At 70.5% G+C, this 14,185-nt stretch carries 13 protein-coding genes; 5 read left to right on the top strand and 8 right to left on the bottom strand.

Annotated features, from left to right (window positions below; translation table 11 throughout):
* Positions 1–569: 569 nt before the first annotated feature.
* The 4 genes from ABZ098_RS29490 to ABZ098_RS29475 all read left to right on the top strand — a co-directional run bounded on the left by ABZ098_RS29490 (position 570) and on the right by ABZ098_RS29475 (position 5,392).
* Positions 570–1,832 (top strand): citrate synthase, encoded by a 1,263-nt coding sequence (locus ABZ098_RS29490; protein WP_356596240.1) that lies wholly within the window; start codon positions 570–572, stop codon positions 1,830–1,832.
* Positions 1,833–1,883: 51 nt separating this feature from the next.
* Positions 1,884–2,828 carry a sucrase ferredoxin gene (locus tag ABZ098_RS29485; RefSeq protein ID WP_356596238.1) on the top strand — a complete coding sequence of 315 codons (945 nt, stop codon included), beginning with the start codon at positions 1,884–1,886 and terminating at the stop codon, positions 2,826–2,828.
* 216 nt (positions 2,829–3,044) lie between these two features.
* On the top strand, positions 3,045–4,712 hold the full coding sequence (locus tag ABZ098_RS29480; RefSeq protein ID WP_356596236.1) for a sensor histidine kinase: 1,668 nt from the start codon (positions 3,045–3,047) through the stop codon (positions 4,710–4,712).
* Positions 4,712–5,392, top strand: a complete 681-nt coding sequence (locus tag ABZ098_RS29475; protein WP_356596461.1) for a response regulator — start codon at positions 4,712–4,714, stop codon at positions 5,390–5,392. Before ABZ098_RS29480 ends, ABZ098_RS29475 begins: the two co-directional genes overlap by 1 nt.
* A gap of 6 nt (positions 5,393–5,398) precedes the next feature.
* Here the strand turns inward: ABZ098_RS29475 and ABZ098_RS29470 are convergent, their stop codons facing one another.
* The 3 genes from ABZ098_RS29470 to ABZ098_RS29460 form a co-directional block, all read right to left on the bottom strand.
* Positions 5,399–6,469: an ABC transporter substrate-binding protein gene (locus ABZ098_RS29470; protein WP_356596234.1), complete on the bottom strand. Its 1,071-nt coding sequence runs from the start codon at positions 6,467–6,469 to the stop codon at positions 5,399–5,401.
* A gap of 80 nt (positions 6,470–6,549) precedes the next feature.
* Positions 6,550–7,428 (bottom strand): ABC transporter permease, encoded by an 879-nt coding sequence (locus ABZ098_RS29465; protein ID WP_356596232.1) that lies wholly within the window; start codon positions 7,426–7,428, stop codon positions 6,550–6,552.
* Entirely contained in the window at positions 7,418–8,233 is an 816-nt protein-coding gene (locus ABZ098_RS29460; RefSeq protein ID WP_356596230.1) for an ABC transporter ATP-binding protein, read from the bottom strand. The genes ABZ098_RS29465 and ABZ098_RS29460 overlap by 11 nt, the downstream gene beginning before the upstream one ends.
* A 161-nt stretch (positions 8,234–8,394) precedes the next feature.
* Here ABZ098_RS29460 and ABZ098_RS29455 point away from each other — a divergent pair, with 161 nt between their 5' ends.
* Positions 8,395–9,087: a response regulator gene (locus ABZ098_RS29455; protein ID WP_356596228.1), complete on the top strand. Its 693-nt coding sequence runs from the start codon at positions 8,395–8,397 to the stop codon at positions 9,085–9,087.
* A gap of 184 nt (positions 9,088–9,271) precedes the next feature.
* On the opposite strand, the gene ABZ098_RS29450 is transcribed toward ABZ098_RS29455, so the two are convergent.
* From ABZ098_RS29450 to ABZ098_RS29430, 5 genes are read right to left on the bottom strand one after another with little or no spacing between them, the layout of a single operon-like run.
* Entirely contained in the window at positions 9,272–10,864 is a 1,593-nt protein-coding gene (locus ABZ098_RS29450) for a cation acetate symporter (protein ID WP_356596226.1), read from the bottom strand.
* Positions 10,861–11,424: a DUF485 domain-containing protein gene (locus ABZ098_RS29445; RefSeq protein ID WP_356596224.1), complete on the bottom strand. Its 564-nt coding sequence runs from the start codon at positions 11,422–11,424 to the stop codon at positions 10,861–10,863. The genes ABZ098_RS29450 and ABZ098_RS29445 overlap by 4 nt, the downstream gene beginning before the upstream one ends.
* A gap of 60 nt (positions 11,425–11,484) precedes the next feature.
* A complete protein-coding gene (locus tag ABZ098_RS29440) occupies positions 11,485–12,177 on the bottom strand; it encodes a response regulator transcription factor (protein WP_356596222.1) in 693 nt (230 codons plus the stop codon).
* Positions 12,174–13,325 carry a histidine kinase gene (locus tag ABZ098_RS29435; protein WP_356596220.1) on the bottom strand — a complete coding sequence of 384 codons (1,152 nt, stop codon included), beginning with the start codon at positions 13,323–13,325 and terminating at the stop codon, positions 12,174–12,176. The genes ABZ098_RS29440 and ABZ098_RS29435 overlap by 4 nt, the downstream gene beginning before the upstream one ends.
* Entirely contained in the window at positions 13,322–13,846 is a 525-nt protein-coding gene (locus ABZ098_RS29430; protein WP_356596218.1) for a DUF1453 domain-containing protein, read from the bottom strand. Before ABZ098_RS29430 ends, ABZ098_RS29435 begins: the two co-directional genes overlap by 4 nt.
* Positions 13,847–14,185: the final 339 nt, after the last annotated feature.

The following is a 14,185-nucleotide window of genomic DNA, read 5'->3' as shown; positions in this document are numbered from 1 at the left end:
CCGCAACCCTCCCCTGGACGGGGACGCCCCCGTCGCAGCTCGGCGGGCCCCACCCAGGGGCCATCATCTGTGGCAACTCTCCCGTGCGGGACAGAGGCCTTGCCCTGGACCGAAGCCCGAGACGCGCCATGGCGGCCCGGCGGAGGACCTCTCGGCACGCCCATGGCGCGGAAGGCCACGCGGTGTCAGCTCAGCACACAGGATGCGCTACTGAAAACGTTGCCCCTCACCCCTGCCGCGGTCCGCAGGGGTTGCTGCATACGTGTCCCAGGTTTCGGAGAACCGGGCGTGGCGGGACAGCAGTCGCACAGTATTGAGGTCGTGCTCACCTGACATGCCGAGCATGGATGTGTAAAAGCGCTTCGGTTGATGCTTTGGCGCCTCAGTGGTTGGGAGACGCGGTTTCTCAGCCAGGTTCCAGCGGTGGTCTGCGCACGTCGTACGCGGCACTGCCGTCGTAGTGGCTGAGGCGGCTCCGCTCCGGTCAATGATTGACTCGATCTCTGTCAATATTGATTGAATCAGTACACGCCAATCAACTCACCCCGCTGCGGATACGGTGACCTCTTATGCGCGATCAAGACCCCCTCCCGGGCCCCGCCGACCATCGGCTCAGCACCAAGGAAGCCGCCGACCTGCTGGGCGTGAAACCCGAGACCGTCTACGCCTACGTGAGCCGCGGCCAGCTCAGCAGCCAGCGCGTCCAAGGCGGCCGGGGCAGCACCTTCGACGCCAAGGAGGTGGAGGCCCTCGCCCGGCGCAACCGCCGGGAAAGCGGCGGGAGTCCGGGCTCGGCCGGCGAGCTCTCCGTACGGACCCGCATCACCTTCATCGACCGGGATCGCTACTACTTCCGGGGGGTCGACGCGACCGAGCTGGCGGCGCGCCACTCCTACGAGGAGATCGCGGAGTGGCTCTGGACCGGCCGCATGCAGCCCGGTGTCACCTTCACCGCCCCCGAGGCCACCGTCGACACGGCCCGCCGCGCGGTGGACGCCCTGCCCGAACACACCGGCCCCACCGACCGGTTGCGTGTCGCCGCGATCGCCGCCGCGGCAGCCGACCCGCTGCGTTTCGACCTGTCCGAGGAGGCCGTGCTCGGCACCGCACGGACCCTCATCCCCACCCTCGTCGCCGCCCTGCCACCCGTGCTCCGCGACCACCGCCGTGACGACGCCCGGCTGGCCCCCCGGCTGTGGACGCGACTCAGCGGACGCAAGCCCGACGAGGCGTCCCTGCGTGTCCTGGACACCGCACTCGGTCTCCTGGTCGACCACGACCTCGCCGCCTCGACCCTCGCCGTACGCGTCGCCGCATCGGCGCGGGCGCACGCGTACGCGGCCGTGTCCGCCGGCCTGGGCGTCCTGGAGGGCCCCTTGCACGGCGCGGCCAGCGGACTCGCCCACAAACTGCTGCTCGACGTGCTCGAACTCGGCGACGCGGCCCCCGTGATCGCGGAGGAACTGCGGGCCGGCCGCCGCATCCCGGGCCTCGGTCACCGGCTCTACCCGGGTGAGGACCCACGCGCGCGTGCCCTGTTCGCCCTCCTGGAGGAGGTCCCCCGGGCCGAGCCCGCCCTCCTCGCCGCCCGCGACATCGTGGCCACCACCGCCCGCCACGCCCCCCTGCACGCCAACGTGGACCTGGCGCTCGCCGTACTCACGGCCTCCTCCGGGATGCCGGCCACGGCCGGCGAGACGATCTTCGCCGTCGCCCGAACGGCGGGCTGGATCGCCCACGCGTTGGAGGAGTACGGGGAACGCCCCCTGCGTATGCGCCCGAGCGGCACGTATGTGGGCCCGAAGCCACCGCAACCGTTGCCGGAGCACTGAAACGGGCCGGCCGGAAGTCGCCGCGACCCAAGTCAGGTTAGGCTCACCTCTGTGGGTACCTGCTCAACGGTCTCGCACGACCTCGACGAGCCCGTTTCCGGAACCGCGGCCACCGCGCGGACCTGGCTGCTGCTGGAGCAGCCCGGTCCCTGGGGCGCCAAGGCGCTCACTTCGAGCCACCTGGACCCCGCGCTGGGCCGCGCCCTGGAGGCCGCGGCGAAGGGCACGGGCGTGCGGATCGCACTCATCCGCCGCCCCGGACGGCACGCCGACAGCCGAACACCCAGCACCCGGCAGGTGTACGCCGCCCACACCGTGCCCGGCGGCGTGTGGCTGCACAGCGCGACGACCCGGGATCCGTGGGACCTGCTCGATCTGGACCTCGCCGCACTCGGCAGGGGCGACCACAGCGGTTTCGACGCGGCGCTCGGCGGGCGTCCCCACACCGGTGATCCGCTCGCGCTCGTCTGCACCAACGGCAAGCGGGACCGCTGCTGCGCGCTCCTGGGCCGCCCGCTCGCCGCCGAACTGGCCGCCTCGGGCGTCGACGGCGTCTGGGAGGTCACCCATCTGGGTGGTCACCGGTTCTCCCCGACGCTGCTAGTCCTGCCGTACGGCTACGCCTACGGCCGCGCCGAGGCCCATGCCGTCAAGGAAGTCCTGCACGGCGTCCAGGAGGACCGGATCGTGGTCGAGGGGTGCCGAGGCAACTCCGCCTGGGAGCGTCCCGGCCAGGCGGCCGAGCTGGCCGTCCGCACAGCGGTGGGCGAATACGCGGCCGAGGCCCTGACCGTCGTACGCACGGACGGCGCGGCCCCGCACTGGGAGGTGACCGTCGCACACGTCGACGGCCGCCACTGGCGCGTCCTCGTCGCCCAGACCGCCTCCCTTCCGCCCCGTCCGGAGAGCTGTGGGTCGTCGGTGCTCGGCTCGCCCGCGCGGATGGACGTGGTGGCCGTGCGCGAGCTGAGCACCTCGACAGCGCTGGCGAGCTGACCGGTCTGGTACTCCGCGCGGGTCCGTCCCCACCACGTCGAGCCGACCGGACCCCACGCGGGTCCGTCCCCACCACGTCGAGCCGACCGGACCCCACGCGGATCCGTCCCCACCACGTCGAGTTGACCGGGACGCCAGGTCCGTCAACGCATTGATCAAGAGATCCACGCCACACCCCCTACGGCGGATCCGGCGCCTCCCCGTACCGTCTTGGGTATGAGCCGCACTCCCCCCGTCCGCCGCCTGCGCCTCGGACTGCCCCGCCGGGTGTTCTCGCAGGTGCTCCTGATGCAGTTGGCGATCGCCGCGGGAGTGGCGGTGCTCGCGACCGGTCTGTTCCTCGCTCCGCTGAGTGACCAGCTCGACGACCAGGCGATGCGCCGGGCGCTGGCCATCGCCCAGACCACGGCCGCGGAGTCGCAGATCGCCGAGCAGGTCAAGGACACGCCCCCGCTGCCCAACGGCCCGGTCCAGCGGGAGGCCGAGAGGATCCGCAGGGCGACCGGGGCCGAGTACGTCGTGGTGATGGACTGGCGAGGCGTCCGCTGGTCGCACCCCACCCGCAGCGAGGTGGGCAGGATCGTCTCGACCGACCCGGGCCAGGCCCTGGCCGGCAAGGAGATCATGCAGATCGACAGCGGCACCCTGGGCCGTACCGCCCGCGGCAAGGTGCCGCTGTACGACAACGAGCACAAGATCGTCGGGGCTGTCTCCGTCGGCATCGCGTACGACAGTGTGCGCGCCCGGCTGATCCACGCGATCCCGGGGCTGTTCGCGTACGCCGGCGGGGCCCTCGCCGTCGGCGCGCTGGCAGCGTGGCTCATCTCCCGGCGAGTCCAGCGACAGACCCGTGACCTGGCCTTCTCCGACATCTCGGCCCTCCTCGCCGAGCGCGAGGCCATGCTGCACGGCATCCGGGAGGGCGTGGTGGCCCTGGACCGCGAGGGGCGCGTCAGGCTGCTCAACGACGAGGCACGCCGGCTGCTGGGCATCGGCGACGAAGCCGTGGGCCGCTCCCCCGACGAGGCGCTCGGGGACGGCCGTACGGCCGATGTCCTGGCCGGCCGGGTCACCGGCACCGACCTGGTCACGGTACGCGGCCAGCGGGTCCTGGTCGCCAACCGCATGCCCACCGACGACGGGGGTGCCGTCGCCACCCTGCGCGACCGCACCGAGCTGGAGCAGCTCGGCCGGGAACTCGACTCCACGCACGGCCTCATCGACGCCCTGCGCGCCCAGGACCACGAGCACGCCAACCGGATGCACACGCTTCTGGGGCTGCTGGAGCTGGAGATGTACGACGACGCCGTGGAGTTCGTCGGAGAGGTCGTCGGCGACCACAGGGCCACCGCGGAGCAGGTCACCGAGAAGATCGAGGACCCGCTGCTCGCCGCACTGCTGGTGGGCAAGGCGACCGTCGCCGCCGAGCGCGGGGTCGCCCTGTGGGTTTCCGACAGGACGCGGCTGCCGGACCGGTTGGTCGATCCGAGCGGTCTGGTCACCATCGTCGGCAACCTCGTGGACAACGCCCTGGACGCCGTCGCCGGCGCTCCGCACGCGCGTGTGGAGGTCGAGCTGCGCACAGAGGGCCGTACCGCCGTCCTCAGGGTGCGGGACACGGGGCCGGGAATCCCGGTGGAACAGCGGGAACTGGTCTTCACCGAGGGCTGGTCGACCAAGGAGCCGCCCGCGCACCGGGGACGCGGCATCGGGCTGTCCCTGGTACGCAAGCTCGCCGAACGCCAAGGAGGCAGCGCGACCGTCGGCGAGGCCGACGGTGGAGGCGCGGAGTTCACCGTCGTACTGCCCGACGCGCTGGCCGAGCCGCAGCCGGCGCTCACCGCCCCGCCCACCGGGCGGACCGCCACCGAGGAGGAGTCGTGATGATCGAGGTCCTGGTCGTGGACGACGACACCCGCGTGGCGCGCGTCAACGCCGCCTACGTCGAGAAGGTGCCCGGCTTCCACGTGGCGGGCGAGGCGCACAGCGCCGCGGACGCGCTGCGCCAGATGGAGAGCCTCCCCCATGTCGACCTGGTCCTCATGGACCACTACCTGCCCGACGAGACGGGCCTGGAGGTCGTCCAGGAGATGCGCCGACGCGGCCACCAGACCGACGTCATCATGGTGACGGCGGCGCGGGACGTGACGACCGTGCAGGCGGCGATGCGTCATGGCGCGCTGCAGTACCTGGTCAAGCCGTTCGCCTTCGCGGGCCTCAGGGCCAGGCTGGAGGCGTACGCCGAACTGCGGCGCACCCTGGACGGTGGCGGGGAGGCGGAACAGGCGGAGGTCGACCGCATCTTCGGCGCGCTCTCCTCGCCCGCGGAGCCCGATCTGCCCAAGGGGCACTCCCCGACCACGGTGGAGCTCGTCCGCAGGTCTCTGATGAACGCCGAAGGGCCCCTGTCGGCGCAGGAGATCGCCGACCGGACCGGGGTGAGCCGGCAGACCGCCCAGCGCTATCTGAAGCTCCTGGAGCGCACAGGGCGGGCCAGACTCACCCTCAAGTACGGCGACGCGGGCCGCCCGGAACACCGTTACGTGTGGGCGACCCGCGCGTGAGGGGGCTCAGCCGGCGTTCTGCGCGGCCTTCTCGACGAACTCCGTCGTGTACGTCTTGTCGAGGTCGACGTCGGCGTTCTGGATGTTGGGGTTGAACGCCTTGAGGACCTTCTCGACGGTCTCGGGACCGTTCTCGGGCATCACGCCGTCCTTGGTGAACATCGGCAGGGTGTTCTTGATGGCGACCGCGTACAGCAGCTTGTTGCCCTGCGAGTAGTCGGCGGGCATCTTGTCGGCGATCTGGGTCGCGCTGTGAGTGGACATCCACTTGAGCGTCTTGACGAATGCATTGGCCAACTTCTGGACGGTGTCCTTGTGACTGTTGACCCAGTCCGTCTGCATGTACAGGCTTGACGACGGATACGGTCCGCCGAGCGCCTGGTCAGAGCCCTGGGGCGTGCGCATGTCCAGGAGGATCTTGCCGGCCTTCTTGTCCAGGATCGTCGCGACGGTCGGGTCGGTCGTCATGCCGCCGTCGATCGAGCCCTGCTGGAGCGCCGAGATGAAGGTCGGTCCCGCGCCGACGGCGACCGGGGTGAAGTCGCTGACCTTCACGCCGTTCTTGACGGCGAGGTACTTGGTGAGGAAGTCGGTCGAGGAGCCGAGGCCCGTGACGCCGAGCTTCCTGTCCTTGAAGTCCTTGGGTGAGGTGATGTCGCCGGCCGCCTTGTTCGAGACGATCTCCACCTCGCCGGGCGCGTGCGAGAACTGCACGACCGACTCCACGTCCTTGCCCTTCACCTGCAGGTCGAGCGTGTGGTCGTAGAAGCCGACCGCCCCCTGGACCTGGCCGGAGACGAGCGCGGTCTCGGCCTGGACACCGGCGGGCTCGCTCAGCAGCTCCACGTCGAGCCCTTCGGAGTCGAAGTAGCCGAGTCGCTGGGTCAGCATCGCGGGCAGGTAGATGACCTTGTCGAGGCCACCGACCATGATCTTGACCTCGGTCCCCTTGCCGTCCCCCTTGCTTCCGGAGTCGGCCGACGCCGTGCTGGCGGCGTCGTTGGCGCAGGCGGTGAGCGAGGTGAGGGCGAGCAGGCCGGCGGCGGCCAGGGAGGTGTATCTGGCGGTCTTGCGCATGGGGTTCACGTCCTTGTGAGGGGCGGTGCGGGAAGAGCTGGGGTCGAGAAGGGGCCGAGGAGGGGCCGTCGTAGGCGGCGTCAGCTGTCGGAAGTCGTCGGCTTCCAGCGGAAGATGCGGCGCTCGGCGAAGGTGAGCAGCCCTTCGGCGAGGAGTGCGACGACGGCGAGGATGACCATTGCGGCGTACACACCGGCCGCGTTGAAGGTGCCCTGCGACTGCGCGACGAGCAGGCCGATGCCCTTGGTCGCGCCGATGTACTCGCCGACGATCGCGCCGATGAGGGCGAACCCGAAGCTGACGTGCAGGCTGGTGAAGATCCAGGAGGTCGCGGACGGGATGACGACCTGAAGCGTCACCCTGCGGTCGCTCGCGCCGAGGATGCGGGCGTTGGCGACCAGGTTGCGGTCGACCTCGCGGGCGCCCTGGAAGGCGTTGAAGAAGACCGGGAAGAAGACCAGGACGACGGCCGAGGCCACCTTGGAGGCCGGTCCGAGTCCGAACCAGATCACGAAGATGGGTGCGAGGACGATCCTCGGTATCGAGTTGAGCACCTTGATGTACGGACCAAGGACATCGGCGAGCAAGGTGATCCGCCCCAACGCAATACCGAAGACGACACCCGCCACCACGCCGACGACCCAGCCCAGCAGCGCCTCGTAGAGCGTGTACCAGATCTGTTCGCCCAACGACCCGAGTGCGGTCCCGTGCGTCACCCAGGTCCAGATCTGGTCCCAGATCTTCGAGGGCATGGAGAAGTTGAAGGGATCGATGACCTCGGCCCGCGCGAGCACTTCCCACAGGCCGAGGACGGCCACCAGGAGGAGCACACGGGAGGCGCCGACGACGATCCGCCGCCTGCGGGCGGCACGCGCGCGTGAGTGCGCCCGGTCGGTCTTGTCGCCGGGTTCGGTAGTGGTCGGCGCGACCCGGGCCTCGGGCATGACGTCAGGCGACATGGGCGGCGCCCCTCTCGCGGGTGATGCGGACCTCTTCGCCGAGGGACTGCCAGATCTCGCGGTAGATCTCGATGAACCGCGGTTCCAGGCGAACCGACTCGACCTTGCGCGGTCGCGGCAGGTCGATCTCGAAGACCTGCTTGACGGTGGCGGGCCCGGCCGTCATCACGACGACCTTGTCGGCCAGCGCGATGGACTCCTCCAGGTCGTGGGTGACGAAGACGACGGAGGCGCCCGTGCCCTCCCACAGTTCGAGGAGTTCGTCGGACATCAGGGCCCGGGTCTGCACGTCGAGCGCGGAGAACGGCTCGTCCATGAGCAGGATCTCGGGGTCGTTGACGAAGGTCGCGGCGAGCGCGACCCGCTTGCGCTGGCCTCCGGAGAGCTGATGGGGGTAGCGGTCCTCGAAGGCCGCGAGCCCGACCCGGGACAGCCATTCCCTCGCCTTCTGCCTGGCCTCCGCCTTGGGCACACCGCGGAAGCGTGGTCCGGTCATGACGTTGGACAGGACCGTGCGCCAGGGGAAGGTGGCGTCCTGCTGGAAGACGAAACCGACCTTGTCCCCGACCCCCCGGACCGGCTCCCCGACGACCAGGACCTCTCCCTCGGAGGGCTCCTCCAACCCGCTGACCAGCGTCAACGTGGTCGACTTGCCACAGCCTGTCGGCCCGACGACCGCCACGAACTCCCCACGCCCCACCGTGAGATCAAGTCCCCTGACGGCCGTGTGCAGACCCCCCGACGGGGTCCGGAATGTCTTGCTCGCGCCCCGCAGTTCGATGGCGGGGCTGGTGTCTGCGCTCATGGCCGGGGACGGTAGATGTGGCCTGGGCCACGGCATCAGTCTTCTGGGCACATGCCGTTCTTTTGCCTGCAACGGCCTGTTGTGCTCGTTTTGCGCGCGCTACAACAGCGGAGCCGAAACACGGGCGTGACGCCCGCCAGGCCTTGAGGGAAAGAGGCCCGATGATTGACGTCCTGGTCGTGGACGACGACTTCCGCGTTGCCGAGATCAACGCCAAGTACGTGGGGAAGGTTCCCGGCTTCCGGGTGGCCGCCCGCGCCCACAACGCCGCCCAGGCGCTGGCCAGCGTGCAGCGCGGAACCATCGACCTGGTGCTGCTCGACCACTACCTGCCCGACCAGACGGGCCTCGAACTCGTCCACCGGATGCGGGAACAGGGCCACGGCACCGACGTCATCATGATCACGGCAGCCGGGGACGTGACGACCGTCCAGACCGCGATGCGCCTGGGCGCCCTCCACTACCTGGTCAAGCCCTTCACCTTCGCGGCCCTGCGCACCCGCCTGGACTCCTATGCCGCCCTGCGCCGCACCGTCGACCGGGTCGGCGGCCATGGCATCGCCGGCCAGGAACAGGTCGACCGGATCTTCAGCGCCCTGCGCACCACCCCGGCTCCAGCCTCCCCCGGCCTGCCCACCGGCCACTCGGAACCGACGACGGACCTCATCTGCCGCGTCCTGCACCACGCCGGCCACCCGCTCTCCGCCCACGAGGTCGCCGCCGAAACGGGCTTGAGCCGCTCCACCGCCCAGCGCTACCTCCGCCACCTCGAACAGGCCGGCCGCCTCCGCCTCACCCTCAGATACGGCGACACGGGCCGCCCGGAACACCGGTACGCGTGGGTGGCGCCGTAGCCGTACACCGCGGGATGTCCTTACGGCGACCGTCGCCGTGCGACGAAGACGGACGCTGTACGACCACGGGCGCCGTACAACATTGATTGCCGTGCGACGACGGTGGCCGCACGGCGACGGATCCGTACGACGATGTGGTTGCCCTACGACGACGAGGGCGCCGTCCGCTCATCGGCGTCGCCCTCTACACGGCCCCCGCCCCCGTGAGTGACCGCACCTCCGTCTCCGCGTGCTTGGCCTCGTCGGCGACCTCCGCCGAGGTGACCGTGCCGAGCCAACCCGCGACGAACCCCAGCGGGATGGAGACCAAACCGGGGTTCTGCAGCGGGAAGTACTGGAAGTCGACGCCCGGGAAGAGGGACTCGGGGCTGCCGGACACCACGGGCGACAGCAGCACCAGGGCCACGGCCGGGACCAGTCCGCCGTAGACGGACCAGACGGCACCCCGGGTGGTGAACCCGGGCCAGAACAGCGAGTAGAGCAGTACCGGCAGATTCGCGGACGCGGCGACGGCGAAGGCGAGGCCCACCAGGAAGGCGACGTTGAGGTCGCGGGCCAGCAGACCGAGGGCGATCGCGATCACGCCGATCCCCACGGCGGCGGTCCTGGCCACGGCCACCTCACTGCGCGGCTTGGCCCGTCGGCGCCTTAGTGAGGCGTACAGGTCATGAGCCACGGAAGCGGAGGAGGCGAGGGTGATGCCGGCGACCACGGCGAGGATCGTCGCGAAGGCGACGGCGGCGACGATCGCGAACAGAACCGTTCCTCCCGTGGAGTCGGCTCCGCCGCCCAGGTCGAGGGCCAGGAGAGGGACCGCGGTGTTCCCGGCGGCGTTCGATCCCCGGACCGTCTCGGGCCCCACGATCGCCGCGGCACCGAATCCGAGGACGATCGTCATCAGGTAGAAGCCGCCGATGAGGCCGATCGACCAGACCACCGAGCGCCGTGCGGCGCGTGCCGTGGGCACGGTGTAGAAGCGGGACAGGATGTGCGGCAGCCCTGCCGTGCCCAGAACCAACGCGAGTCCCAGGCTGATGAAGTCGAGGCGGGCGGTCCAGTCCCCGCCGTACTTCAGACCAGGTGCCAGAAAAGACTGGCCGTGGCCGCTGCGCTCCGCCGCCGTGAGCAGCAACTGGTCGATGTCCCCGTGGAAGCGCACCAGCACGAGCACGGTCAACGCGACGGTTCCCCCGAGCAGCAGGACCGCCTTGACGATCTGGATCCAGGTCGTCGCCCGCATCCCGCCCAGGGACACGTAGATCACCATGAGGGCCCCGACGGCGATGACCGTCCAGGACTGGGCCGCCTCGCTGGTGCCCCCGAGCAGCAGCGCTACGAGGCTGCCCGCGCCCACCATCTGGGCCACCAGATACAGAACGGACACGGTGACCGAGGAAGTTCCCGCCGCAATCCGCACGGGCCGTTCACTCATCCGCGAGGCGACAACGTCGGCGAGCGTGAACCGCCCGCAGTTGCGCACCAGTTCGGCGACGAGGAACAGCACCACCAGCCAGGCCACGAGGAAGCCCACCGAGTAGAGCATCCCGTCGTACCCGAAGAGCGCGATGAGCCCGGAGATACCGAGGAAGGACGCGGCCGACATGTAGTCACCCGCGATGGCAAAACCATTCTCCATCGGCGAGAACAGCCGCCCGCCCGCGTAGAACTCCTCCGCCGAACCGTGCCGGTGACGGCTCACCCACGTCGTGATCCCCAGCGTGACCGCGACGAACGCGCTGAACAGCAGCAGCGCCAGAGTCTGGTGGTCCCCCGTCACGACGCCACACCGCCCCGGGCCGTGCGTGTCAGTTCCTGGGTGTCCCACCGCAGTTCGAGTGCGGCCCGGTCCCGGCGCAGCCTCGCGTGGCGGGCGTAGGCCCAGGTCAGCAGGAAGGTGGTGAGGAACTGACCGAGTCCCGCGAGCATCGCCACGTTGACCGCTCCGGCCACCGGCCGTGCCATCAGCCCCGGCGCACTCGTCGCCGTCACCACGTAGGCCACGTACCAGGCGAAGAACCCGATGCCCGCCGGGATCACGAACCTCCGGTACCTGCTGCGCACCTCCTGGAAGGCCGCGCTGCGCTGCACCTCGAGGTAGACGTCGGCCGCCGCGGCCGCCCGCTCCTCGCGCACCTCACGTGCCGTCGTGACCGGTGCCACGGAGGTGCCGTCACCGCCCGTCTCGCCCCAGCCGGAAGCCAGTTCGTCGTACCAGGGATCGTCGTACCGCACTCCGGCGGACGCTTCGGCGCGGGCCACATCGTGGCCGTCGTGGTTCTCGGCCGAACTCTCGGCATCACCCCCGCTTCCGCGGGGACGAGCGTTGCTTGACTGCATGCCCAAGGATGGACAGAACGGGAAGATCCCCGACTCTTCTTCCCAGCGCTCTTCACCCCATCAGGTGATTCCTCCCGTCGGTGGCCTTACAAGCCCCTTCGCATAGGCGTAACGCACCGCCTGTGCCCGGTCCTTGATGCCCGTCTTGGCGAAGAGGTTGTTGATGTGGGTCTTCACCGTGGCGGTGGAGACGTGCAGTTCGCGGGCGATCTCCTGATTGCTCAGCCCTTCGGCGATCAGCGCCAGCACTTCGACCTCCCGCGCGGTGAGCCCGTCGGGCGGCTCCGCGGACAGCGGCTGCGGCGGCTCCGGGTCCGACAGCCGCTCCAGCAGCCGCCTTTGCACGCTGGGCGACAGTCCGGCGTCCCCGGAGAGCACGCTCCGCACGGCCCGCACGATCTCGTCCCCTCCCGCGTCCTTGGTGAGATAACCGCGCGCCCCCGCCTTGAGCGCGGGAAACAGCGACTCGTCGTCCCCGAACGTCGTCAGCACCACGACCTGCGTCCCCGGGTACTCGGCCCGGATCCGTCGGGTCGCCTCCACCCCGTCACAGCGGGGCATGCGCAGGTCCATCAGCACCACGTCCGGGGCGAGTTCGGCGACGAGCTGCACCGCCTGCTCACCGTCCCCGGCCGCGCCCACGACCTCGATGCCGGGCAGCAGACCGAGCAGCATCACGATGCCTTCGCGCACCACGGTCTGGTCGTCCGCGACCACCACCCGCGCGGGCTTCGTCTCCGCCCCCACCGTCATACCGGCACCTTCAACGTCACCACGAACCCTTCGTCGTCCGGCCCGGCGTCCAGTGAACCGCCCAGCAGTTCGGCGCGCTCCCGCATCCCCAGCAGACCGTACCCGCCTCCGATGGTGGTGAGTTCACCCGGCGAACCGCCCGAGTCCCGCACGACCAGCGTCACCTGCTCCTGGCCGTACTCCAGCTGTATCCGGACCTTGGCCCCTGGCGCATGCTTGCGGACATTGGTCAGGGCCTCCTGCGCGACCCTGCGCACGGCTTGCGACGCCTCGGCCGGCAGCGGCCTGCGCTCACCCGAAATAGTGGTCTCGGCTCCGTCGGCGGTCCCGACGAGCCGGCTCAGGAACTCCTCCAGCGGAGTCATGTCCCCCCGCAGAGCCGACAGCGCCTGCCGGGTCTCCGCGAGACCGTCGCGGGCCATGCCTCGGGCCGCCACCACCCTCTCGAGGATCTGGTCCCGGTCCGCACCCCCCTCGATCAGCAACCGGGCCGCCTCCAGGTGCACGAGCTGGGCCGAGAGGCTGTGGGCCAGCACGTCGTGGATCTCCCGCGCGATCCGGGCCCGCTCCGCGAGTGCCGCCGACTCCGCCTCGGCCGCCCGCGCGGCCCGCTCCTGGTTGAGCAGCCGTTGTGCGTTGCCGCGGGCTTCCGCGTCCAGCCGCAGGACGTAGCCGGCCAGGGCGAGTCCCGCGGTCGTGGCCAGGGTGGTCAGCCACGCGTCGTCGTTGACGGCGGCGTAGAGGGTGAGGGCCGCCACGGTCACGGGCAGGGCTGCGGCGATCGGCAGCCGTTCCAGCGCGGTGATGGCGCAGCCGCACCACAGGACGAGGGCGACGACCCCGAAGTCGGCGGCCTGGGCGGCGACCGCGATCGCCAGGAGGACACCGAAGAGTGCCAGGGAGGGCCAGAGCCGGTGCGCCAGGGTCGTGCGGTAGAGCACCCAGGCGACGGCGGCGGACACGAGGACTCCCGTCACCGCTCCGAGCACGCCCCAGCCCCGCACATGGTTGCTGGTGAAGGCACCCCAGAGGAGCATGGCGAGAACCAGCGACCGCGTGACCCAGCCGAGCAGGCGCCGAGGACGCGTGGCCGTCTCACGCCCGAGCGCCTCCCGGGAGGGCCAGCGGGTCCAGGCGTTGTCCGTCACACACGTTCCTTCCCCGCGGAGCGGACCATGGGCTCACCGTACGCCGGAGCGGGTGCGGAGTGAGACCTCTGGGTCTGCGCACGCCGGACCAGCGTCCCGGAGCGCACCAGGAGGGTCGCAGCCAGGGCGAGCAGCAACGCGGAGGAGTCCTGGTGGACGCCGATCGCTACGCCGAGTGCGAAAAGGCCGACGCGCAGTGCGATGCCGACGGCCCAGACAGCCCCGCTCGCCTTGGTGCTCCTGGCCCACACCGAGCCGTCCGGTTCCGTCCATATCCGGCTCGTCCAGGCCCAGCCGGCCCCTATGGCGAGGCCGGTGAGCAGTTCGGCGATGAGCAGGGTGACCGAGGCGGTGCGGTGATCGGCGTCCACGAGTCCCGGCTCGCGAAGTGCCACGACAGCCAGGACTGCGGGTAGCAGCCACCAGCGCCGGTCGCTGTCGATTCGGCTCGCCCGGAACTGTCGGGCGATCACCACGACCACCGCGACCACGATCAGCAACGCGTCGACGAGCCCGGACATCACAGCCTCCGTGTGCGAGGAAGGGTCTGCCGGCAGCGGACGCCGCCGACCCCTTCGAAGCTACGGAAATCCGCAGGTCGGGAGATCGGAGCGGGGGTGGATCCCGGGTGGATTCCCAGGTAGCCGGGTTCTCCACCCAGAGGTGGAGAGCGTGAACCCGCGACGGCTGACTTCGCTGCCGCAGCAGTCCTCGGCCCCTGACCGCCTGACCCCTTGCCGCCCGGCTCCTGCCGTCTGCTGCCTGCCGCCCGGCTCCTGCCGTCTGCTGCCTGCCGCCCGGCTCCTGCCGTCTGCTGCCTGCCGCCCGGCTCCTGCCGTCTGCTGCCTGCCGCCCGGCTT

Source organism: Streptomyces sp. NPDC006335 (assembly GCF_040612795.1).
In the GTDB taxonomy this organism is placed as follows: domain Bacteria; phylum Actinomycetota; class Actinomycetes; order Streptomycetales; family Streptomycetaceae; genus Streptomyces.
Note: the sequence above shows the minus strand (reverse complement) of the source record. Positions and strands in the feature narration are given on the sequence as shown.